23 protein-coding genes and 1 pseudogene are annotated in these 20,731 nt (G+C 45.8%); 11 read left to right on the top strand and 13 right to left on the bottom strand.

The features are described from left to right. Positions 1 to 198: 198 nt before the first annotated feature. Positions 199 to 885 carry a M35 family metallo-endopeptidase gene (locus SPB21_RS25090; RefSeq protein ID WP_499057145.1) on the bottom strand — a complete coding sequence of 229 codons (687 nt, stop codon included), beginning with the start codon at positions 883 to 885 and terminating at the stop codon, positions 199 to 201. A gap of 425 nt (positions 886 to 1,310) precedes the next feature. Here SPB21_RS25090 and SPB21_RS25085 point away from each other — a divergent pair, with 425 nt between their 5' ends. Next, positions 1,311 to 2,126 (top strand): lysozyme, encoded by an 816-nt coding sequence (locus tag SPB21_RS25085; protein ID WP_499867962.1) that lies wholly within the window; start codon positions 1,311 to 1,313, stop codon positions 2,124 to 2,126. Positions 2,127 to 2,220: 94 nt separating this feature from the next. Here the strand turns inward: SPB21_RS25085 and SPB21_RS25080 are convergent, their stop codons facing one another. From SPB21_RS25080 to SPB21_RS25065, 4 genes are all read right to left on the bottom strand, one after another. Next, entirely contained in the window at positions 2,221 to 3,498 is a 1,278-nt protein-coding gene (locus SPB21_RS25080; RefSeq protein ID WP_499867961.1) for a ligand-gated ion channel, read from the bottom strand. 296 nt (positions 3,499 to 3,794) lie between these two features. Next, complete coding sequence (locus tag SPB21_RS25075; RefSeq protein ID WP_163661292.1) at positions 3,795 to 4,580, bottom strand: hypothetical protein; 786 nt, start codon at positions 4,578 to 4,580, stop codon at positions 3,795 to 3,797. A gap of 77 nt (positions 4,581 to 4,657) precedes the next feature. Then, complete coding sequence (locus tag SPB21_RS25070; RefSeq protein WP_163661294.1) at positions 4,658 to 5,083, bottom strand: tetratricopeptide repeat protein; 426 nt, start codon at positions 5,081 to 5,083, stop codon at positions 4,658 to 4,660. Further along, the gene (locus tag SPB21_RS25065; protein ID WP_163702548.1) at positions 5,080 to 5,835 is read right to left on the bottom strand and encodes an RNA polymerase sigma factor; all 756 of its coding nucleotides are present in this window, start codon (positions 5,833 to 5,835) and stop codon (positions 5,080 to 5,082) included. Before SPB21_RS25065 ends, SPB21_RS25070 begins: the two co-directional genes overlap by 4 nt. A 240-nt stretch (positions 5,836 to 6,075) precedes the next feature. Between SPB21_RS25065 and SPB21_RS25060 the strand changes: the two genes are divergently transcribed. Further along, complete coding sequence (locus SPB21_RS25060; protein ID WP_163661299.1) at positions 6,076 to 6,636, top strand: C39 family peptidase; 561 nt, start codon at positions 6,076 to 6,078, stop codon at positions 6,634 to 6,636. A 758-nt stretch (positions 6,637 to 7,394) separates the two neighbouring features. After that, positions 7,395 to 7,643: a hypothetical protein gene (locus SPB21_RS25055; protein WP_499867960.1), complete on the top strand. Its 249-nt coding sequence runs from the start codon at positions 7,395 to 7,397 to the stop codon at positions 7,641 to 7,643. Positions 7,644 to 7,882: 239 nt separating this feature from the next. Here the strand turns inward: SPB21_RS25055 and SPB21_RS25050 are convergent, their stop codons facing one another. Beyond that, positions 7,883 to 8,425, bottom strand: coding sequence for a CAP domain-containing protein (locus SPB21_RS25050; protein WP_499057154.1), 543 nt, complete (start codon positions 8,423 to 8,425; stop codon positions 7,883 to 7,885). A 496-nt stretch (positions 8,426 to 8,921) separates the two neighbouring features. Between SPB21_RS25050 and SPB21_RS25045 the strand changes: the two genes are divergently transcribed. Next, the gene (locus tag SPB21_RS25045) at positions 8,922 to 11,030 is read left to right on the top strand and encodes an NACHT domain-containing protein (RefSeq protein ID WP_499867959.1); all 2,109 of its coding nucleotides are present in this window, start codon (positions 8,922 to 8,924) and stop codon (positions 11,028 to 11,030) included. Positions 11,031 to 11,037: 7 nt separating this feature from the next. Here the strand turns inward: SPB21_RS25045 and SPB21_RS25040 are convergent, their stop codons facing one another. The 4 genes from SPB21_RS25040 to psb34 form a co-directional block, all read right to left on the bottom strand. Further along, complete coding sequence (locus SPB21_RS25040) at positions 11,038 to 11,382, bottom strand: hypothetical protein (RefSeq protein ID WP_499867958.1); 345 nt, start codon at positions 11,380 to 11,382, stop codon at positions 11,038 to 11,040. A gap of 30 nt (positions 11,383 to 11,412) precedes the next feature. Further along, positions 11,413 to 11,841 carry a hypothetical protein gene (locus SPB21_RS25035; protein ID WP_163702551.1) on the bottom strand — a complete coding sequence of 143 codons (429 nt, stop codon included), beginning with the start codon at positions 11,839 to 11,841 and terminating at the stop codon, positions 11,413 to 11,415. Positions 11,842 to 12,172: 331 nt separating this feature from the next. Beyond that, entirely contained in the window at positions 12,173 to 12,403 is a 231-nt protein-coding gene (locus SPB21_RS25030) for a photosystem II protein, Psb35-related (RefSeq protein WP_163661309.1), read from the bottom strand. Positions 12,404 to 12,456: 53 nt separating this feature from the next. Then, the gene (gene psb34, locus SPB21_RS25025; RefSeq protein ID WP_163661311.1) at positions 12,457 to 12,627 is read right to left on the bottom strand and encodes a photosystem II assembly protein Psb34; all 171 of its coding nucleotides are present in this window, start codon (positions 12,625 to 12,627) and stop codon (positions 12,457 to 12,459) included. Between the two features lie 1,026 nt (positions 12,628 to 13,653). Between psb34 and SPB21_RS25020 the strand changes: the two genes are divergently transcribed. Both SPB21_RS25020 and SPB21_RS25015 read left to right on the top strand, forming a co-directional pair. Next, complete coding sequence (locus SPB21_RS25020) at positions 13,654 to 14,166, top strand: hypothetical protein (protein WP_499867957.1); 513 nt, start codon at positions 13,654 to 13,656, stop codon at positions 14,164 to 14,166. Positions 14,167 to 14,516: 350 nt separating this feature from the next. Beyond that, complete coding sequence (locus tag SPB21_RS25015; RefSeq protein ID WP_163661315.1) at positions 14,517 to 14,807, top strand: Calvin cycle protein CP12; 291 nt, start codon at positions 14,517 to 14,519, stop codon at positions 14,805 to 14,807. A 45-nt stretch (positions 14,808 to 14,852) separates the two neighbouring features. Here SPB21_RS25015 and SPB21_RS25010 read toward each other — a convergent pair whose 3' ends face one another. After that, on the bottom strand, positions 14,853 to 15,086 hold the full coding sequence (locus SPB21_RS25010; RefSeq protein ID WP_163661317.1) for a hypothetical protein: 234 nt from the start codon (positions 15,084 to 15,086) through the stop codon (positions 14,853 to 14,855). A 657-nt stretch (positions 15,087 to 15,743) separates the two neighbouring features. Between SPB21_RS25010 and SPB21_RS25005 the strand changes: the two genes are divergently transcribed. From SPB21_RS25005 to SPB21_RS24985, 5 genes and pseudogenes are all read left to right on the top strand, one after another. After that, the gene (locus SPB21_RS25005; RefSeq protein WP_499867956.1) at positions 15,744 to 15,899 is read left to right on the top strand and encodes a hypothetical protein; all 156 of its coding nucleotides are present in this window, start codon (positions 15,744 to 15,746) and stop codon (positions 15,897 to 15,899) included. Between the two features lie 28 nt (positions 15,900 to 15,927). Then, positions 15,928 to 16,077, top strand: a pseudogene (locus SPB21_RS25000) (ISL3 family transposase); the annotation flags it as partial. A 344-nt stretch (positions 16,078 to 16,421) separates the two neighbouring features. After that, positions 16,422 to 17,381, top strand: coding sequence for a trypsin-like serine peptidase (locus SPB21_RS24995; protein WP_163702555.1), 960 nt, complete (start codon positions 16,422 to 16,424; stop codon positions 17,379 to 17,381). Between the two features lie 123 nt (positions 17,382 to 17,504). Next, positions 17,505 to 17,924, top strand: a complete 420-nt coding sequence (locus SPB21_RS24990) for a hypothetical protein (RefSeq protein ID WP_499867955.1) — start codon at positions 17,505 to 17,507, stop codon at positions 17,922 to 17,924. A gap of 491 nt (positions 17,925 to 18,415) precedes the next feature. Beyond that, positions 18,416 to 18,628, top strand: coding sequence for a hypothetical protein (locus tag SPB21_RS24985; protein ID WP_499867954.1), 213 nt, complete (start codon positions 18,416 to 18,418; stop codon positions 18,626 to 18,628). Positions 18,629 to 18,655: 27 nt separating this feature from the next. On the opposite strand, the gene SPB21_RS24980 is transcribed toward SPB21_RS24985, so the two are convergent. Next, positions 18,656 to 19,303 (bottom strand): response regulator, encoded by a 648-nt coding sequence (locus SPB21_RS24980; RefSeq protein WP_163702558.1) that lies wholly within the window; start codon positions 19,301 to 19,303, stop codon positions 18,656 to 18,658. Then, a complete protein-coding gene (locus SPB21_RS24975) occupies positions 19,300 to 20,577 on the bottom strand; it encodes a sensor histidine kinase (RefSeq protein WP_499867953.1) in 1,278 nt (425 codons plus the stop codon). Before SPB21_RS24975 ends, SPB21_RS24980 begins: the two co-directional genes overlap by 4 nt. Between the last annotated feature and the right edge of the window lie 154 nt (positions 20,578 to 20,731).

Below are 20,731 nucleotides of genomic sequence, written 5' to 3'. Positions count from 1 at the left end.
TGTAAGACCAGGGAAGAAGCTTTGGGAAAGCAAGTTGAGTCGAACTGTATTGAAATTAGAGACTCTTATTGTCGAAATAAGGAGAGATTTTATTTTTGATCTCTCCTTATTCACGTTCCAGGACAATGGTATAGAAGCAGGCTGAGTAAATCTCAACCTAGTAGCCTTAGTTCGTGTGCATTGGTAAGTTTGTTATTTTCATACATTTGCTGGTTGATACATCCTCGCCATGAACCATCCATATGAGTCTGCATTTGCTATCGCTTCTTCTGGTGTGTATCTCTGATCTTGGAGTGGGGGAATACACATGCCGTTATGCCCTTGCTCTAAGGCATTCTCATCCCATAACACTTCCTGGTCGTACTTGAAATCTTCGGTTCCTGAGCATATGTGTGATAGCTCATGGACTAAGGTAAGATATCGATTATTGAGTTCATGTTCTATTTCGTGAATGAACATATTATTCGTATAGATTATAATCACAGGTGGCTGAATTTGCCTTCCATCGACCCAAACGTGTGCATATTCATGCGGATTATGTCTTGCAGCATGGGTTATAGTTACAGAGCCATGAGATGCAAGAATGTTGGCCATTTCACTTAAAACCTGTCTCACCATGTTGATTACTTGCTCGTCATGTTGACCAAAGAATCGATCAAGATGATTATTTAAATCTGGTGTTGGGTCTAAAAGTCTTTCACACATATCAAAACAATCTGTATGTATCCGCTCAAATTTCTCCTTTACGTCTCTTGCAAAGGAACCTCTTTGCTCAGAATTTATCCCATATTTTGCTGCCAATTGAATTAATTGCGTTCTGTTTGTTCTAAGCATAATCAATCTTTTGAGTGGCGTTTCTAACTGAGCAAGTAGAGCATCGTCCACCAAAAATGTCTCTAATTTTATATCCCAATCGGGTACTTATAGCTTCCAACATTCTATAATCCCTAGATCCACCTGCCATCACGTGTGAACTTCGTCGATCGCTGACTTAGAATTCGTTCGATTAATTTCGTAACCAACGACCAACACATCTACATATCCAACAGTATTCTAGAGAATCGTAGGAAATATCCTCCCTACTTGCTCATACTTAAGACAATTCCAGCAGCTAATCTTTGATTTTCTCAAGTTAGATTTTCTCTGTCGTTGGCAATTTAATTAAATTTAATTGTACAAAGCCAAGTATAGAAGAACAGGCTAACTCTCACATAGCAACAATTATTCTGACCATCGACTCAACTAAAAAAAATCCAAGATCGCACTTACCAAATGTCTTAAAAGACAAAACCTATAGAAACCTCGTGACCATGTCATACCAAATTCGAATCAACTCCGATACTTGGCTCACCCTCAGCCCGACTCCTGCCACTGACCTACCCACCACCCAGAAAGAATTCCTTCAAACCGGCAAAACCATCGAAATCGCTGCCCACCTACTCCAAGGTGATTACCTTAAAATCACCCTTGGCAAAGACGCCAACAATCACCAAATCGCTATCCGAGGCTATAACACCTGGTACATCGACAAAACTACCATTGACCTCCTCGAAAACGGCCAGGTTATTAACCTCGAACCTCAACAATCCACGTCCAGAACCACCATAATCTCGGCTAACATTTCATCGGGAAGCATCCCCAAAACAGGCATTGACCTGATCAAAGAATTTGAAGGCTACGCCGACAAACTCCCTGACGGACGAGCTAAAGCCTATGCCGACCCCATCCATGGCTGGCAAGTGCCTACCATCGGCTACGGCACCACTACCTATCCCAATGGATGCAAAGTCCAACAAGGTGATATCATCACCCACGCCGAAGCTGAAGACTATTTGATTGCCCATATAGAGCACTCTACCCGTGCCGCCATGGAACATATCCCCACCTGGAGCAAGATGAACGATAACCAACGGGGAGCCATTTACAGCTTTGCCTATAACCTGGGTGCTGGCTTTTATGGCGGTGATGGATTCCAGTCAATCACCAGGGTTTGTGACTCCCCAGACCGTTGGACTGATAAGACCTGGATTAAAGAACAATTTGTTAAGTATCGAAACCCAGAGACGGGTGCTGAAGCAGGATTACGACGACGGCGAGAAGCTGAAGCCAACTTATTCTGTAGTTAAGGCTAAAAAAGGGGCAGATGTGGCTAGGGAACACCCTACAAAATCGGAAATCGTACCTGCTCAGTGTTAGACCACATGCTGCCCCATAAGCCTTTTAACTATCTTGTCGCTGAGTAGCCTGCAAACGTTGATCGTTAGACAACACCGTATCGTAAACAACAAGCTGATTCTCCACAGAGTTGTCAGGCTCACTCGGCAATAAGATAAGCGCCGTAATTAATGTGGCACTCCCCAGCAGGAGAGGCCAGTACAGCAGCTTAGGATGAATATTATCCCCTGACCCAATCCAGCTTAAAATAGAATTATTCCCAGTGTTAGGCAAAGAGATAAGATAAGCATTAGCCGATACGGCTAATAACGCCCCATACATCAGTGGGTAAAAATATTCGATATAAACAATATTTGCACCTGCAAACTGTTCACGGATTTGCACCTGGGAAAGTAACACTACAAAAAATAGACTGGAACATACGCCAATAACCCCACTCGGATTCACCCCAAATAAGGATGAGCGTTCTGGATTTTTAGAAACCATTAGCAACATTGAAAATGTCAGACAAGCAATCAGGCTTAAGGGCAAAATATAAATCACAAAAGAATTCAAGAATCGGCGTTTTATGACAATATTAAAATAGAGTTCCGGATGAGAGCCTGTAATAATTGAATCACTCAATCCAAAGTTAGAGTTATAGCTTTTTGTTTGATAATCAAAGAATGTTTCTAATAATTTCCATTGCCCTAAAACAATATCTTCGTCATAACCAAAATCATCATCTATGCCAGTAGCAGCATAGGAGGAAAGATCAGGTACAAGGACAGTTTCTTGCTCAAAGTCATTACTCCAGATACGAATCCATACTGTTTTATGATCAAAAGGGTATTTAGTATATTTAAACTTTTGTTTTAGGGTAGCTTCAAAATACCAACCAAGCACGACCTGGCTGCCCTTATCTCGTATATAAGATAGTTTTGGTTCAATATTATTGCCACTTTCCACAGTTTCAGGCAATACAAAGCCGACACGGATATTCTGAGTAGGAGTGCCTTCAAATTCTGAGCGATCATAGGTTTGCCAAATGTATCCAGAAAAGTTTACCTCACTAGAACTATTGAATTTAAGCGACTGAATAAAGACCCCAGTTGGTATTCTTCTATTGGGCAAATCAGAAAAATTTTCTGATAAAAATTTGTCAACTTCTGCTTTGTTTGTTAATTGTTGAGTATTGGGTTCATAGCGCTTTGTGGTATAAAACCACATAAGGCCAATAAGCCCTAAAAACATACCTGAAACCGCATTAGATATCCTCCACCATTTCTTCTTGTTTAGGTGGTTGGCTTCGGCTAAATTTATATCATACGGATGTTGAGTCATGGAAAACTATCCTTTAATTGTAAACTTCGATTGGGTGCTCCAGGGGTTAATTCCCCTGATAAGACTCCAATGAGGCCCCTTAAATAGGCTATTGAGTCCAGCATTTCCCCCCTCCCTTAGGACAAAATCAGGCTTAGATACCTGATTTTTTTGATATACTTGAGCTGTCTTTACGCCAATTAAAAAGAGCAACGCTCATCTCTCTCCAATGTCTTAAGAGGTCAATTAGGATAGGCCTCAGTGGAGGCTGATGGCTATGCCCTCGTGACGAAGTCGATATATCGTGTATTTAAGACTTAAAAAGGCGGTAGAGGTGGCAGTGGAAATGCATGTTGTGTCTCATCAATGCGCTCAAGTTGCAGCATGGCTTCTTCCCTGATCTCTAGATCAGGATCTTCTTGACTAATGTCTTCTAAAATTTTCTGCACCTGCTCCACACTTTCGGGTTGGCGAGTACTATTGTTGATCGCCAGATCTCCTAAATCACGGATGGATTCCATCCTCGCTGCTGGGCTCTCATCATTGATCTGGATCAACCGTTTATAAGTTTCTATAAGCTCCCTAGTTATAGCGCGATCATTGATGGCACTATCCATTGCAGCCAAGTCATCGATAGATTCATTTATTTCTTCTGTTATGTCCTCTTTTTTTTCTCTTAGTCTCACTAGTTCCTCTTGATAAGTGCGTTCAGCCTGACTCGAAAAGGATTGATGGATAAATTTAGGAATGGTAGGAAAGAATAGACTGAATAGCATGGCACTGGAAACGACGCGCCAGCGATTTTTACCACTAGGCGTACCAATGGTGTAAAAAGTGAAAATAAACCCTGAAATAGCTCCTAAAATCAAGCTAACCAGCAAATAAAGCAAAAAATCGACGCTGAAAACTCCTGGTTTATCGAAAAGGACCGGTAACCAATGATTCTTTGTTGACTCCACCTGGACTTCAGTGAGTTCTGAATCTGCTAGATAAATTCCTCTCAATTCCAGCAAAACACCACCGACTCCACCAATTGAGCCAGGTATGATCACATACTTTAGAATTTCATAAAACTCTTCCCTCTCTTCCATCTGTTGATTCACTTTAGAAGATTCATCCAGATTAGGGCTTAAATTGCGACTCTGATCGTCAATATCGTCTCGTCGTCTCATGGGCATTGCTATATCTCCTCCCTGTGGGGGTTGTCATCGTTTGCAGCCACATCGACGTTTTTCTGACAAGACTCCATGGCCTGTTGCAAGTATTGTCGGCTTGGTTCGTATGTAATTCGATTAAGGGCAGCCTGATAGACAGGCATCGCCTCTGCTGGTCGTTCTAATATTTCCAGCATTTTGGCGAGCTTGAGGCGCACCGATAGCCCCTGAGGTAGATTGGGTTGTCGGGCTAGCACCCAGCGGAAATCTAAAATGGCCTCTTCCCAATGGCCCATTTCATAGCGGAGTTCGGCCAGGGCTAAGCGTTTTTTCCAACCAGATGGATGGCGCTGAACATATTGGGTGAGGGTCTTTAGTTTCTGAGCCTGTCGGATAGGTTTTTTAGGAAGCAACAACCTGACAGTAAGTAAAACACCATCAGCGCGTTTCACTTGTACGATCCAGGGCACTGGGAAATCAGACATGTGGCAAGAATGGTATGGTCAATTGTTTCGTGGGAGGATGGAATAGATTGGGGAATGAGAGAACGCCAATCAGGATCAGTATTGGTGGCGACAGGGACTGTAGTCAGGCAACTGTGTCCGGCTAAATATTGCTGTACCTGGGGCCGAAGAGTATCTCGGGCAATTTGTAACCGTTTATAAACAGTGGCCAGAGATATCTGCTGCTGTTGGGCAATGGCAGTACAGCTAAGGCCTTGATAGTAATGCAGTAAGAGGGGTGCACGCAGTTGAGGCGTCAGACCTTTAATCAGCTTGAGCAGATAGTTGCAAATCTCACGTCGGAGTAGGACACCTTCAGGTGACTCTAGACTGCTAACCACAGGCAAAGCATTAATATCCGATGCAGAGTTTTCTATATTCCCTAAGGGAATAGCCTGGCACTGTCGTTTTACTTGCTGATTAACGCAAAGGTTATGGGTTAGCTTGGTCAACCAGGCCTTAGGGTTTTCTAAACAAGCTGCATAGCGAGGAATTTGCTCCCAGGCACGATACATAGCCAGGCTGAGGATATCTTCGGCATCGCTATAGTTCCCCCCTGTCCAATGGAGACAACGGGATGACAAATAAGATTGGTATATAAGCCATAGATCCCAAAATGCGGCCAGATTTCCTGCTTGAATGCTTGTGAGGAGTTGTTGTTCAGATAGATTAGAGGTTGGAGGCAGTGCCAGTTTAGACATTTGAGTGTATTGACCGGGAAGATTTGACAGCAAATTATGCCTTTGCCAAGAGACAATGTCTCGGCAAAGATGGTTGGACATTCTCTTGGCAGTCACAGCTCTGTTACAGGCCAATCAAAATGTGGACATAAATCGAAAAAGTCCAAAAAAACGCGTAAGGAATGTCTTTTAGAAAGCAATCACTATGTCCTGCCATACATTCATGGCAGAAATTGCTCATCCTTAGATTAAGAGGGAGCTATGCTTCAACGCATTGTAGATAAGCCTGGCAATATTGACTTAGATGTCACCTACTTTTCTCAAATAGATAACCAATTCAACCCCCATGGCAGCTGTAATGTAACCAGCATTGCCATGTGTCTCTGGTCTTTGGGTATCCGAGGGAATGGCAGCCAACCCCAATTAGAAGATCAGCTTTACCAAGCCTGTGAATATAAAGGTCTGGATCGCCATAGTGCTCAGGATCTCAAAAAATTAGTTGAACTGTTTCCAGACTGTCACGACGATTTCACGGAACACGGAACATTAGATGATATTCGTATGGCCATTAGCGCTGGAAAACCTTGTATCGTTCATGGTTATTTCACGCGGTCAGGGCATATCATTGTCATTCGAGGATTTGATAAAACGGGATTTATCGTCAATGATCCCTACGGCGAATACTTTGCCAAAGGCTATGACACATGTGTTTCAGGAAAAAGATTACACTACTCCACTGACCTAATCGCAAGAGTTTGCTCTCCCGAATCAGTGAACAATCCTAAACATATTTGGTTACACCGAATTTGGCGTAACCAGTAGTTCCTTGAGATAAAAGAGGTCAATAATGCGACATCCATTTGCACTCAAGAGTAACAACGTTTCCCGATTTCATATGTAACGGTGCTGCATCCATCGAGGAAGTAACCTATTTCCAGGATTATCTTTCTCACCCGTCTTTAGAGGTCATCAAAAACCGCCTGCTAATTTTTGACTACCCATTGTCCACAGCCTCTCTATCCTTCAATGAAAAAAGGCTGATCCAGAATAACGTATGCATTCAATCAGCCTTGGCCGTTACTCACTCGACACCTCTTTCTTGGTCGTTGGCACCAAAAGCTAATTATATTTTGAGAAATAGCCATCTCAAGAAGCCCTCTGCAATATTGGTAGATTTGAGTTTGATTGCACACGACATGTTCTGCACTACGAGCATAACGTTTTTTTTTTTTCACTTGTCAAGCCTTTTTGCATTACGTTTTGTATTTTATTCTAGAGGTAAATAATCGGTTTTAAGGAATACTTTTTAAATACTTGAAATGCTTTATTTGGAAGGTTTACAGCATTTAAAGCGCGGTCTTTAGAGAGGCATTTAGCAGAGATTTTCACGAATCATGTGCATATCTGCAAACACATATCCATATAAATCTTGCCAGCCGTCACGATGAGCTTCATGGGATACATTGTCTCCATAGGTAGGTCCGAATGAATGCGTTAAAGCAGCGCGATCGCAAATCAGCCTTACTGCCGCTGGCGCATCCAATCACGTTCTTATCCCCGTTAAAGGCGTCAACTCCCTGGTGGAAACCCTCGCTTTCCTTGATGAACAAGCCGACAGTGTAGCCGGTGGTAGCGGTGGCGTGATGGTGGAATGCTCCAGGCGTTGCAGCGTTAGGTCTAGTTGTCGGGCCTGGGCTTCTAGGCGAGTGCGATCTCATGGGCGGTCGGCGATCAGCTGGCCAACGGAGATGCGATCGCCGACGGTGACTTTGAGGTCGTCGGTGACAGTGACGGAAACGTTAATGGTGAGGCAGCGGGGGCTTCGTTAGATTGGATGGTGGGTTGTTCTGGGGAAGAGGTGGGAGTGGTGAAGCTGGGCTGCTGGGCGATGGCTACGCCAGCTACAGAGATCGTTGCGATCACATACGGAGATTAAAGCTCGCACAGACTATGAGCATAAGCATCGTCCGAAGAATGCCCAACAGCCATGTCAACGACTTTAAATAGCGTCGTTGGCCTACCCAAAAGTACATAGCCAATAGTGCCCGTACAAACCAACCAATCAGATTTAGCGAGCTGGTTGTCCAAAAACCAAAACCCAATAATGACCATATGTCGTTCCAGGAGCATTGATGTAATAGCCGACCCCCGCTTCAGAAAAGTTAGGGTTCAAAATATTCTCTCGGTGACCACGACTATTCATCCACTGCTCAAACGTATCTTCTGCTGAGGAATAGCCTGCCGCTACATTCTCACCAAGGTATCTATAAGAATAATTTTCTCGTTGCACACGTTCGCTCATCGACGAACCATCCGAGCCAGTATGCGTAGGTCGATTATTATGCGCCACGATATCATCAACATGCGCCTGCGCAGCCCTTTGCAGAGAACTCGAAAACGTCAACGGTGCGAGACCTCGTTCACGCCGAGCGTCATTCATCAGTCTCAGTAATTTAGATTGTTTCTCATTAAGACGTGAGACGCTATCCTTGGAAGGAGCAGTGGTTTGAGGTACTTCGCCACCCACGACAGGTTCCACTGATTGAGCCTTTACTGAGGCAGATAGGAGTAATCCTGTTGTTAACAATGCGACCATTGCAGGCTGGAGCATCTTGTCTTACCTCAAAGATTCATAACAAGCACGCAATATATCAACGCACTTTGGGAAAATTTTAGTGTTCAGCACTACGGCAAATTGTCTCTTTAACTGGGTTCTTGAACTGTCACACTCAATTACAAGTTAGCCATCGGTTCTTGGAGCTTCGATAGCTTTATAGAATAAGGACTTTAATTGTTTATTCAACTACAGGGTAAGGTCAAAGCACTATGCCAATCTCAGATTAGACCACCCAAAATCGGAACGTAGATGCTCAACACAGTTCTAAATGGATTGTGCATTGCTTCAGAAAGGTGACTCAGACATACCTGGTCCGGTCATCGGCCCACACGCCGGTTATATCAGTGTCGATGTCTGGCAGCTAGCTACCCAGGACGGCTGGCGCTAACGGTAACGGTTGGACGGTGCCGAGGAGTCAGGAAGTTGAGATCACAGCGTGAGGATAACTTCCCGTTATCTTATAGTTTGAGCCCACTTGATAAGGTCAGACATGATAGAAAGTGCCATCGGAGGTATTGCTGTTCCACTTTTCGAGCAACTCTGGAAAGCCGGCGTTCATTTAGTCGGGCAGATCCACGAAGCGCGTCAAGACGTCAGGGACATAGAGCAAGTCCTAAAAGCTTCACAGAATTATCACCTAAAGTACGAAAATCGCCACGGACAGGTCAAAGTCATGCCTGGACTGATGAAAGAGCCTGTACCCCTAGCCTCAATTTACACCGCAGTTAAATTTCTCGACGAAGATAGCATTTGTCAATTTGCCAGCCCAGACGATTTAGAACAGCTCTACCGAGACCAGGGTAAGCGAAACTTTCAGACTACTGAAAAACGGCATGATGGCATCACCATTGCCAAAGAAAAACAATATCTGATGGTGCTAGGCGGCCCAGGTGTTGGCAAAAGTACATTTTTGAGAAAACTCGGCTTAGAAGCTCTCAAAGGACAACAAGGGCAACTTCAAAGAGAACAGATTCCAGTCTTTATAGAACTAAAAACCTTTAGACGCAAAACAATTGACCTAGCAGCCGTTATCGCTAAAGAATTCAAAATCTGCGGTTTCCCTAATGCTAGGGATTTTACAAAACTATCCCTCGATCAAGGAAAGCTGTTGATTCTACTCGATGGACTAGATGAAGTCCCCACTGAAAATGTAAATCAGATTATTGATAACATTGAATCCTTTGCGATCCAACATGATAAAAATACCTTTATTGCCTCCTGCCGTACCGCAGCCTATCGTAGTAGCTTCCAACAGTTTACCGATGTCACCATTGCCGACTTTGATGACGAACAAATTGAACAATTCACTCAACGCTGGTTTAACTCTGAGCTAGACCAACAAACTGATACAGCCAACAAATACTGGAAACTGCTACAGCAGTCTAACAACAAAGCAGTTAAAGAACTCGCCCACACACCTCTACTGCTAACATTCCTGTGCCTAGTTTATGAACGAGAACAAACACTACCCAACCGGCGCAGCACTCTCTATGGAAGGGCATTAAGTATTTTACTGAGTGAGTGGTCTGCCCAAAAAAGGTTGGAGCAATCTCCTATCTACGAAGATTTCCATCCAGAGTTAGAAAAAGAACTTCTGAGTGATATCGCCTACAACAGCATTACAGAAGACCGTTTATTCTTTTCAAAGTCGGATATTACCAACCGGATCAGCACATTCTTAGCAGACACCCTTGATGCTCCAGCACATTTAAACGGAGCAGCAGTTTTGCAAGCCATTGAAGTACAGCAAGGAATTATTGTAGAGCGAGCTACCGACACTTATTCATTTTCCCATCTTACATTACAAGAATATCTCACAGCACTCTACATTTTTAATCATCAACTAACATCAGAATTAGTCAGTCAGCATCTAAGCGATCAACGCTGGAGAGAAGTCTTTTTGCTAGTTGTTGGACTGATGGGACGACGAGGGCATGAGCTGCTACACACCATATATCAACAAACCAAAACAGATATTAATGCTCAGCCTAAAATACGGTCTTTAGTCCAGTGGGCAGAGCAAGCTACACAAGGTCCTCCTTCTGAGTATAAGAAATTCGCAAAGATTGCCACCGCTATCGCCACCGCTAGCACCATAGCTAGCATAAGAACCCCAAGCAGAGCTATCGTAAGAATTATCAAAAGAGCCAGAATCATCGCCAGCGACAGAGTCATAGGCAGGACCATCGCTATCGCTAGCGCTATCAAGAGAGCTGTTGATAGTGCTAGCGACAGAGACAGCGCTAATGCTATAAACAGCCTTAGCGCCAGCGTTAGCGCTATTTACTTGAATGACGACAAACTCTTTAATACATCAGAATTCCAAGAGTTACCCAACCAGTTATTAATCCTAAGAGAAAACATGTATCAACTGTCAAAATCATCTGACGAATGGCCCCACCATGCCGATAAACTTGAATCAACTTTTCTCAAGGCATTAGGATTGACAGCTGAGGATGTCTCGTTATCAACAGATGACTGGAAGCGCTTGGACGATTACCTGTATGCCAACGAACTCCTACTCAGCTGTAAGCAATCATCCATTAGCATCTCACGCAAAGCCTGGGAAACCCTCGAAGAGCGTCTGCTGACAGTTTAAACGGACTTCACTGCCCCAACCGCTTCCGCGCACCACGCACCTGCCCTAACGACTTCATCGTCATCCCAGCCACCAGGGCCGTACCACCAAATATATATAGACTTTTATTACGCGTACCCATCCCAATAAACCGTACGATGCCAAACGCCATCAAACAGGCCACCACAATCGGCATCACCACCACATATTGCATATGCTGCGGCCTTACTGACCGATTTAGCCCCAGCCGCTCATTGCGTACCACCTTCCGCGCCAGCATCGGATTACACCCTGCCAACGGTTGCAACGCCGCCAATCGCGACTTACTCAGCTGCAACCCCATTCGCCTGGAATTCCGCAGATGCCTCAGCATAGGGTTCTCTAAAATGCGCCCTGTACTCCTCTAGTTGTAGTTAAGCTCAGAATGCTCAACCCCAAAAGCCGTATCAAACCGGCAGCTCAAAGTTGCACTTTTCAACGCCATGCAGAGGGCTAGGGCATCGCGGTTACCTCTAGAAGCCTGCCATTGCCAGTAGGCGGCCACGGCATCTAACGACATGGCACGAAGCTGAATGCGGCCACGGGTGTGACAACTGGGGGCCAGTTCTATCTGAGAATTATTATCCGCATACCTTTGACCTAACAACGATTTAACGGCCTTTAAGGATAAAAAGTCTGAGGCGTTTTGTGGCCCAAAACCAACGGCTCCCGACGATTGGTTCAGGGACATGCAATAGCTGCCATCTGGCAACATAAAACCGTCTACGATTAGAGTCCCGACTTGGGTCCCGATTTGGATGGTGGCACGGGTGGCGATACTAGATTCACTCATTAGCTGACTCCGGTGGTTTGCAAGCGCGGGAATTGTGCGTCTGTCCTCGGCTTGATTGGAAGCCAGCTCAATAGCAACACCTACGATGACGCTCCTATACTAGGTCACTACTCCTTACGCAGGGGTTGAATAACGACTCTCGTAATAAATCAACGCTCAATACAACATCCTACGGAGCAACCGATGTTAGCAGTTGCACTCGCTCTATGGGGACCCCAGCGTCTCAGTTAGCTCGATTATGGTCTTGCAAAAAAGAAGATCCCCAGGGTCGGAGAGAGAACCGCTAGGGACCGATGAAATAGGTTGTAGATGTTAGGTGAAACGAATGTAGTTAGTTGTTGGCTACGTTGCTGGTGTAAGCGTCACCGCCAAAGGGATATACACGCTCGTTGAAATCAGTCTCACGACCGGTGACTAACTTGGCAATCTCCTCAAAACCATCGGAGTTCCAGTTGCGTTCATGGATGGGCTTGGATTGCTCTCCGAAGAAGTAGGCTTGGGTACCAATGATGGAGGCTGCCAACCAACCCACAATAATGACGGCTAATAAGATACCAAACATAGTTGCGTTTCCTTGTGTTGAAGTGTGGTGTGACGTGAATAGACGTTGATGAACTAGCTAACGGAAAGTGCAGTCAGCATCAGTGCGCTGATGAGGAGCGTAGCCAGACCACCCTGGAACAAATAACGACGCTGTTGCTCAGGTGCAGGGTAGGAAGCGAAATACATTTCGGGCTCTGTGGCGTAATTATTGAGCTGCCCGGTTTCGTTAGTAGTGGTGTACATGTTCTGAAGCCTTTTTCTTATGTGTGCGTTCTTATGTAAACCAATGTAACGAAAAATATAACGAATTGCAAATAAACTTGACAGAAAAAGATTTATGCTATCCATAAGCTAAAGCTATGGGTCGGCGCATCGGTGCTTACCCTACGATTGAAATGCCTGATTCTAAACGGATAGCCTTGCCGCTCGTAGTGGCATCAACCACAGAATCCCATAGAGTTATCTCACTGATCGGCAAGGATAACAGAGACAAATAACAACGTTACCGTTTGTATCAACTGATATTTCTTCTTACTGGCACTAGAGAGCCCTGTTGATAGTCGGTTTTCCTGATATACAACAACTCTGAGAAGTCTTGTTTACCTTAGAAGAGTTCCTTGGTCGATTGTTCTGGGTGCTGTTGTGTTTTAAAGCTGTGATCGCAGACACAAGCCGAGCAAACTTGATAGTTGTGTGAGGAGACGATGGAATTGCCCGGTAACGGATCCGATGTGACTCTTTCCGACCTAGAGTGGACTCATAGAAGAACGATTTATTGAATACCACTCTATATCTAAACTGAAGCCTCCATGAACCTAGCGTCCGTGGGGGCTTCTTATTGGTCTCTCTGTTGACTTTATGATCCGGCACACCCACTCATTGAGGTACGCAAAAAGGAGCCTAAAGCCTTTTCAGATAAGTAAAGCTGCAGGCCATGATCGGGTAGCTGATGGTGTTTGTTATGACTCATTTGAGCACTCGCAAGAAGGTTATTATTTAAAATAGTATTTATGTACTGCTAAATCCAGATCTGTATGAAAAAGGTCCTTAAATCAAAGACGTTTTGAGTTGCGATGCTCCGCTGGAGCGGCTCCGCCAACGCAACTCAAAACCACCCTTGTGACCCCCATCACCAAACTTCCTCAGCCAAATTCAGAAACCCCTTAAGCAACCTTCAGTTTACGGTCAGATAGCGTTCAGGTAGCCCCGGCATTCTTGTAATCAATGAAGCGAATCAAACACTTCACAAATTAACAAGGAGCTTTAACCATGAAACGCACACTTCTTTCCGCTTTAACTGTTCTCGTTGCCTCCGCTGCGATCGCACCCGTTGCTGCCGCCGTCGAGCCCGCTAGCTTCAATATTCAGTCCGCTCGCCTCGAAGCGCTAGACAGCCGCACTAAGAATTCCGTCCATAAACTACGCATTGAGCACCTCAACAACCAGTCCAAGGCCATCGAAGATATCCAAGCCACTCGACTAGATGCCCTCGATGCCCGCACTAAGGCTGTCGATAACATTCAAGCTGCTCGCTTAGATGCGTTAGACGCTCGTACTAAAGCAATTGACAACATACAAGAGACTCGTCTTGATGCATTGGATGCTCGCACCAAGAACAGCGTCCACAAGCTACGTCTAGAGCACCTGAATAACCAAACCAAAGCCGTTGAGAATATTCAATCCGCTCGTTTGAATGCGCTAGATGCCCGCACTAAAGCAGTCGATAACATCCAGGAAGCTCGCCTTGATGCACTGGATGCTCGTACTAAGTCCGTCCGCTAACAGATCGCTGAGCTGTTGCGGTACCCAAGCTTGGGTGCCCGGGGCCGAAAGGTTTCGGTACTCTGGCTGACAGTTTTGGGTGCCCAGTGCAGACTCCGTAATCTGTGAAAGCTTCATTCCCAGGGCACCCTTTTCGACTCAGACTCTCCAACACACACTCTAAGCCTCTACCAATTGGTAGAGGCTTTTCCTTAGGTGAAGCGATCATATAACCACAACTGAGTGCCACCTCAACGCAAATAGGTAAAGAAAGCTAATGAATCATAGATGTAACTTATATATTTTTGACCTTTATATTTACCAGGATTATGTATAAGCTATGAACAGTTCACAACAAACCAGTTCTCACCATGGCTTACACCACAATTGCATCGTCTACAGTTTCTCCAATCTCTACGCCGTCACAGAAGCCTTTGTCTAAAGCAACGTTTGAAACTCGGCTAAAAGCTGCCTTAGAACATGCTCGTCGACTAACTGAGATGCATGGCCCCAGAAGTATTGATGCCGCGATTGCCTGGGAAACTGTTGAAGAACTACAAACAGCTAAGGCCCGCCAGCAACAGGTAAGTCCAACCACGGCCTTTGCCCGCTACTGTGCCGAAAATCCCCACGCCCCTGAATCTCGCATGTATGACGTTTAAGCCCTTGGACGCTGTTCAAACTCTCTCTTTCCTGCAACAGACACCTTAAGCCTCTATCGATTTGGTAGAGGCTTTTTTATGACTCAAAAGGGGACCGAAGCCCCACGCCGCTAGTAAGCCGACGGCGGATGAATCAGCACTCGGCCACGTAGCCACTAAGGACCGCAGCAGCGTGGGTTCCGTTGTCAAGCGCAACGGAACCACCACATCCCGCAACAAAATAAACCACAGTACCAGCCTCGGCCACCGAGCCATCAGCAAACGCGGCTCATTCACCATCAACACACCTCATACTTTGGTTTTAGTCTAGAGGATGCGTTGCCATCACAAACCCATTTCTACCCTGTCGCTCCATAGACTTATCTCACTACTTGGCAGCAACAGCAGTGACAAATAACAAGTTAACGTTTGTATCACCCAAGAGATATCTCAGCACCACTGGAATATGCTGTACACATGGGTTGAAAAGCTCATAGTCACAACAAAAGGAGGTCTAACGATAGATAGCTTGATAGAATCGTTCAACGTTTCAAAAACAGTGCCCAAACACATCACTGATATTCCTTCTTGATTGCACTAGAGAGCCCTGTTTATAGTAGGTTCGCCTGATATACAACAACTCTTAAAAGTTTTGTTTACCTTAGAAGAGTTCCTCGGTCGAGTGTTCTGGGTGCTGTTGTGTTTTAAAGCTTTCCTAGACTAATTGCCCAACGCTACAACGTATGGGGCCACAGCAAACAACCATGCGTTGAATCATCTAGGCAAGGCCTCATCAGCTCACGCCACAGTGCTCGCAGGCACGATCACAAAAAACGGTGTGGGATACTCCTGGAATCGCCTGAATTCTCATACAACAGAGAACTCATTAGCTCTCCTATCTCTCAAATCCACTTAAAGCACAGCAAACCCCTGACCGTTCTTCGCCAGGGGATTTTTTTGGCTTTATATACTCCACGGGCCGAGGCTTTGGATGCTGGCTTAAGGATGGGGTGCGATCGCAACCCATCCTTAAGGATTAAGGCTCTTCTAGAACTGCCGTGGTTGATTACGATATCTAGTGTTACGGACGAGAGCATGTCCTTTGTGGGATGATTACGGTGGTGAATCCTCTGGAGGCACTATGGATAACTCCATTCGAATTCCGCTTGATCTAACGGACATTCGCGTCCTTAATGTCTCAAAAACAGATCCGGGAGCCTGGCTGATTCGTATTGAAAGCACCCTGAACGGCACCCACTGTCATCAATGTAGTGCTGATGTGAATTACCTGACACTTACCAGCATGCTAGGGTGCACTGAGTCTAATCTGGACATTCTCTGGAAAGTCTTAAGCCATGTCTGAAATTCGCTGAGACAATTCAGTGACAATGATCACAGAAGGGTCGTCCTAGATATTCTCATTTATTGAGGATGTCATTAATTGAGAAAGATAATCCTCCCTTCCATATCTCACAAATCACAAAAGAAAGAAATCACCCATCGGGGTGATTCTCATTGAACTACTGTTTGAGCCATTATCGAGGCATCGTAAAAAATCCATGAATCAAGAGGCTGCCACCAATGAGGCAGCCCTAGTTTCTGCAAAAACACACTTACCCTTAAGGAGTATTTGTCATGACTCAACATCAAGCTGTCTCTTCAGAAGAGACGCCAAATCCATCTACCAAGCCCACTGACGAGAGTTTACACGAATCAGTATCGAGCGAAAGCACAGCTCCAACAGAAGAGACAGAATTAGTCTCTGAGAGTTTTGATGGCACTGAAGCTGTAGGAGAGCTTGAATCCGTTTTAGGATTTGACTATACCTACGCTCAAAACGAAGGCACTCTAGGTGAACAAATTACCATTACAGAGGAATTTGAGAATTTACCTGAAGCTGGTGCCCTAGAGTTTGACGACGAACCTGAATCTGTCTGCGGTGTTGATAATCGAGCTCGTATTTCGCCTGCCAATCGATATCCTTGGCGAGCCATTTGTAAGCTCATCATCACTCGGGCCGATGGCCGCACAAGCGGGTGTACGGGCTGGTTTATAGGCCCCCGCACTGTGATGACGGCTGGTCACTGTGTTTATAGCCACGCTGCGGGGGGCTGGGCTCGACGCATTGAGGTTATTCCAGGAATGGATGCGGCGAATCGACCCTATGGATCTCAGGTCGGAACGTCCTTCCGAAGCGTCACCGGTTGGACTCGCGATCGCAGTCCCGAATATGACTATGGAGCCGTCATTCTGCCCAACAATACCTTGGGAAACCGAGTCGGTTGGTTTGGCTTTACCAGCTTATCGAGCAGTTCACTCAACAACTTACTGGTAAACAACTCCGGTTATCCAGGTGACAAGCCCTTTGGTACACAGTGGTTTAACGCTGGTCGGATCACTCGAGTCACCAATCGTCGTCTGTACTACATGCTAGATACCGCTGGTGGACAGAGTGGCAGTCCTGTCTGGCGTTACCGTGATGGTCAGCGCCATGCTGTGGGTATCCACGCTTATGGTGGGTGTCCTAACAAGTCAACACGGATTACTCGTCCTGTTTTTGACCGCATGCTGGAATGGAAGAATCTGGGACTGTAAGGGCTGTACCCAAAATCGTCAGCCCCATTCGTTGTCTAAACTAAGTTTAGATGAGAACACACATCGATTGACACGTGCCCAGAGTGTTACGTGTCAATCGACTTTATTCTGGGAGGACAACCCATGATATTTTCGCTACCCTTGTCAGTAAAGGGAGCTGTAACAACGGTTTGTTTACTGAGCTTAATTATCTCTCTGTTGGGTTGCCAGACTGCGTCTACCAACGATTCTTCACCCGAAGTAGCCGTTTCTGAATCTCCCAGTCCCGTCGCCACTGATTCCGCCATGACTACTCAAGCTATCCAACTCAATGGCAAGATTACTGAAGTGATGGAAAGTTGGCCGCTTCAATTGGTTGTTGAAACAGCTGACAACCAAAAATATTATGTGCAGTTACTAGAAGAGACGCAGGTCACCGCAGGCTCTAATTCCCCTGATGCCAACCAACTGAGTCCAGGCCAAAACGTTCAAATCAATGGCACTGTAGCTAGTCAACCAACTGGAGTCATTGCTGAATCTATTGAAATTCAGTCAGATATTTAGGGTTGCTTAGACATTGAGCCTTTATCACGCATCCATGATGTCCTTTAACTCAGATCTCGCACTAAGGTCGGTTGTGAAGCTCAAACCCACGTTGGGTTTTGAACCCAACGCTAATTGAGGGCTGTCCACTCAAGGGACAAGATTGGCTGGGCAGCTCTAAATATAAGCTTTTAGGAATTCTTTAACCGCTTGAGCGGTTTTGAGCCAGTTAGCCTTGCGACGTTGAGTCCAAGGCGGGTTAATGCTTCCTTACCAGGTGCAAGATCTCAGTTTAACGATCAGGGAAGTACATGAAATGGGATTTAAGGGTAATTCTCTAAAATCAAGCAGGCCAAAATTTTGTCGAATCTTCAGATAGTAGCCAGTGTAAGCTTGATCGGCAACTCAAACAGAGATGGCGTTAACATGCTACGGTTGTACCGTAAATCCAATAGCTGGGTAGCATGCTGTTAGTTTGAGCGCAAGGGCGTATGCTACCTGGGTGGTTACCCATGCTTCTAGTAAAGGTAACCATGGCAGATACTAAGTCAACATTTGAACAAGCTGTAGCCGCCTACAAGGAAAAGTGCGATCGCAACAGCCTCACGTTTCACCAACCCAGTGAAGAGCACTCAAACATGATCCACGATGTTATGTATCTACGGGTTAGCCCAGCCAGTTACGTAGCCAGATACGATATCCGACGACAGCGGGTTCTAGCTTAGAAAGACAAATGCTATAGGGCCAGTGCTCTATAGTAAAAACTTACTGGCTAGTAGCGCAACTTGGGTGCGATCTCGAAGTTGTAAGTGCCCCAAAATACTACTCACATGGTTTTTTACCGTTCGCTCTGAAATAGTTAGAGCCGCAGCAATTTCGCGATTATTGGCCCCAGTAGCAATCAGTTTTAACACCTCTTTCTCTCTGGGGGAGAGGGTTAACACCTCTGGCGGAACCTCTCTAGTTGCCCGTTGCATCATCGCTTGGGTTTTCGCAAATAACCCCGGCCCCAGATAGGTATATCCCTTGTGAATAGACCGAATCGCCTCTGCCAGCTCTTCTGAAGGCGTATCTTTCAGAAGATAGCCCTTCGCGCCATAGCGCATCGCATCGGTAACATAGGCATCATCATCAAACGTACTTAGAATTAACACGTTAATATCTGCCCATCGCTCACAGATCTGCTGCGTTGTCGCTACACCATCCATCACCGGCATACGCACATCCATCAAAATCAGATGCGGTTGGTCTGGCGTACCCACTAACGACTCAATTAACTCCAACGCCACCTGGCCATTCTGCGCTTCGCCCACCACCCGTAAATCGGGCTTAGTCTGTAACAAACTGCTTAACCCCTGACGAATCAACGCCTGGTCATCCACAATCACTAGCTGAATCACGCCATCACCTCAACTAACGGCAATTGCGCCCTAAGCAGGCAGCCTTCACCAGGGGCTGTAATGAATTGTAAGTGCCCACCCATCGCTGCCGTACGCTCTTTCATGCTACTGAGACCAAAACCTGCCGTATTTTTGGCAGGGTCAAAGCCGATGCCATTATCTTCTAATATTAGCCACAGGTAGCCTGATTCTGTTTTCACCTGCAGCTTAATGCGATCAGCATGGCTGTGACGAGCCACATTAGTCATAGCTTCTTGCAGCAGCCGATAGACGGTGGCGCTAGTTTCTGTTGGCAACGGACGAAGAACATCAAGGGTATAAACAAATTCGCCGTTCATATGTTGTTGAAAGTCTAAGCACAGCTGTTCTAAAACTGTTATGAGCGATTTACCCTGGAGCGGATCAGATTGTAGCGTAGAAACAGACTGGCGAATTTCACTGAGGGCCTTAGCAGCTAGCTGTTGTGCTACTTTCAGGTGATCCTCTGTTTTATGGGTATCAGAGTGAGAAAACAATCGTGCATTCTCTAGTTGAATACGTAGGGCAGTAAGGCTGTGGCCCACGGCATCGTGAATCTCTCGGGCAATACGATTACGCTCTTGCAAAGCTGCCTGATCTTGAATGCGAAGCGCATATTGTCGTAGCCGATGGTGGGCAACCGTTAACTGTTGTCGGCTGGCACGTTCCGCCAGTAGGGCATTAACCAGCAGCAGCACAAAGGCCGATACTAGGCCACAAAGCACAATGCCGTAGAGGCCGATCACCATACTGATGGTTCTAACCTTGTCAGTCGTCAACGGCAGAGGTTCATTAAAGGCCGACTGTAGTCTTGGAATATCTAGCAGGGGAATAGCCAGAGATGAGATCGCAATCCCAAATGTTAGCGCTGCCAGCACCCAGCGCTCCCGATGGCTAAAAATCAAGTACCCACGAATCATAACCACAAGGTAAGGCATCAAAAACGGAGATTGCCAATTGGCCAAGGACGTTGCCACTAAAATCAGTCCAATTTGGACAGCCGTATATCCCCACTTGCTGACGGCTGACCCTATGGGTAAACGCCGCCCCAGCAGCCCCAGCAACAACAGGCACATTAGACTCCAGAGCCAGGCAAACGGTATGGGCTCCGTCTCCGCCAGTGAGCTGCCCATAAGATCAGACAAATAGGGCAGACTTTCCCACGGCAGTTCTGATACGGCAATACCCAGCAAAATCCACTCAATGATGTGTAGCACCCGAAAAGGATGGGCTTGGGACTTAGGCCAATGTTTCACGAGTCTAGGCAGATAGGTGAATGGGCAGGGACAATATCTGTCTTCACTACCCATGCTAAACCGCTCTTTCAAGAAAGCACTAGGATCTTCTGACCCTAATCTATAGCCTGTCCAATAGTCCTAAAGTCCTAGAGAGAAATCGATCCTCAGCACT

It is taken from the genome of Leptothoe sp. ISB3NOV94-8A (assembly GCF_043421595.1).
GTDB classification, from domain to species: Bacteria; Cyanobacteriota; Cyanobacteriia; order Phormidesmidales; family Phormidesmidaceae; genus Leptothoe; species Leptothoe turfae.
Note: the sequence above shows the minus strand (reverse complement) of the source record. Positions and strands in the feature narration are given on the sequence as shown.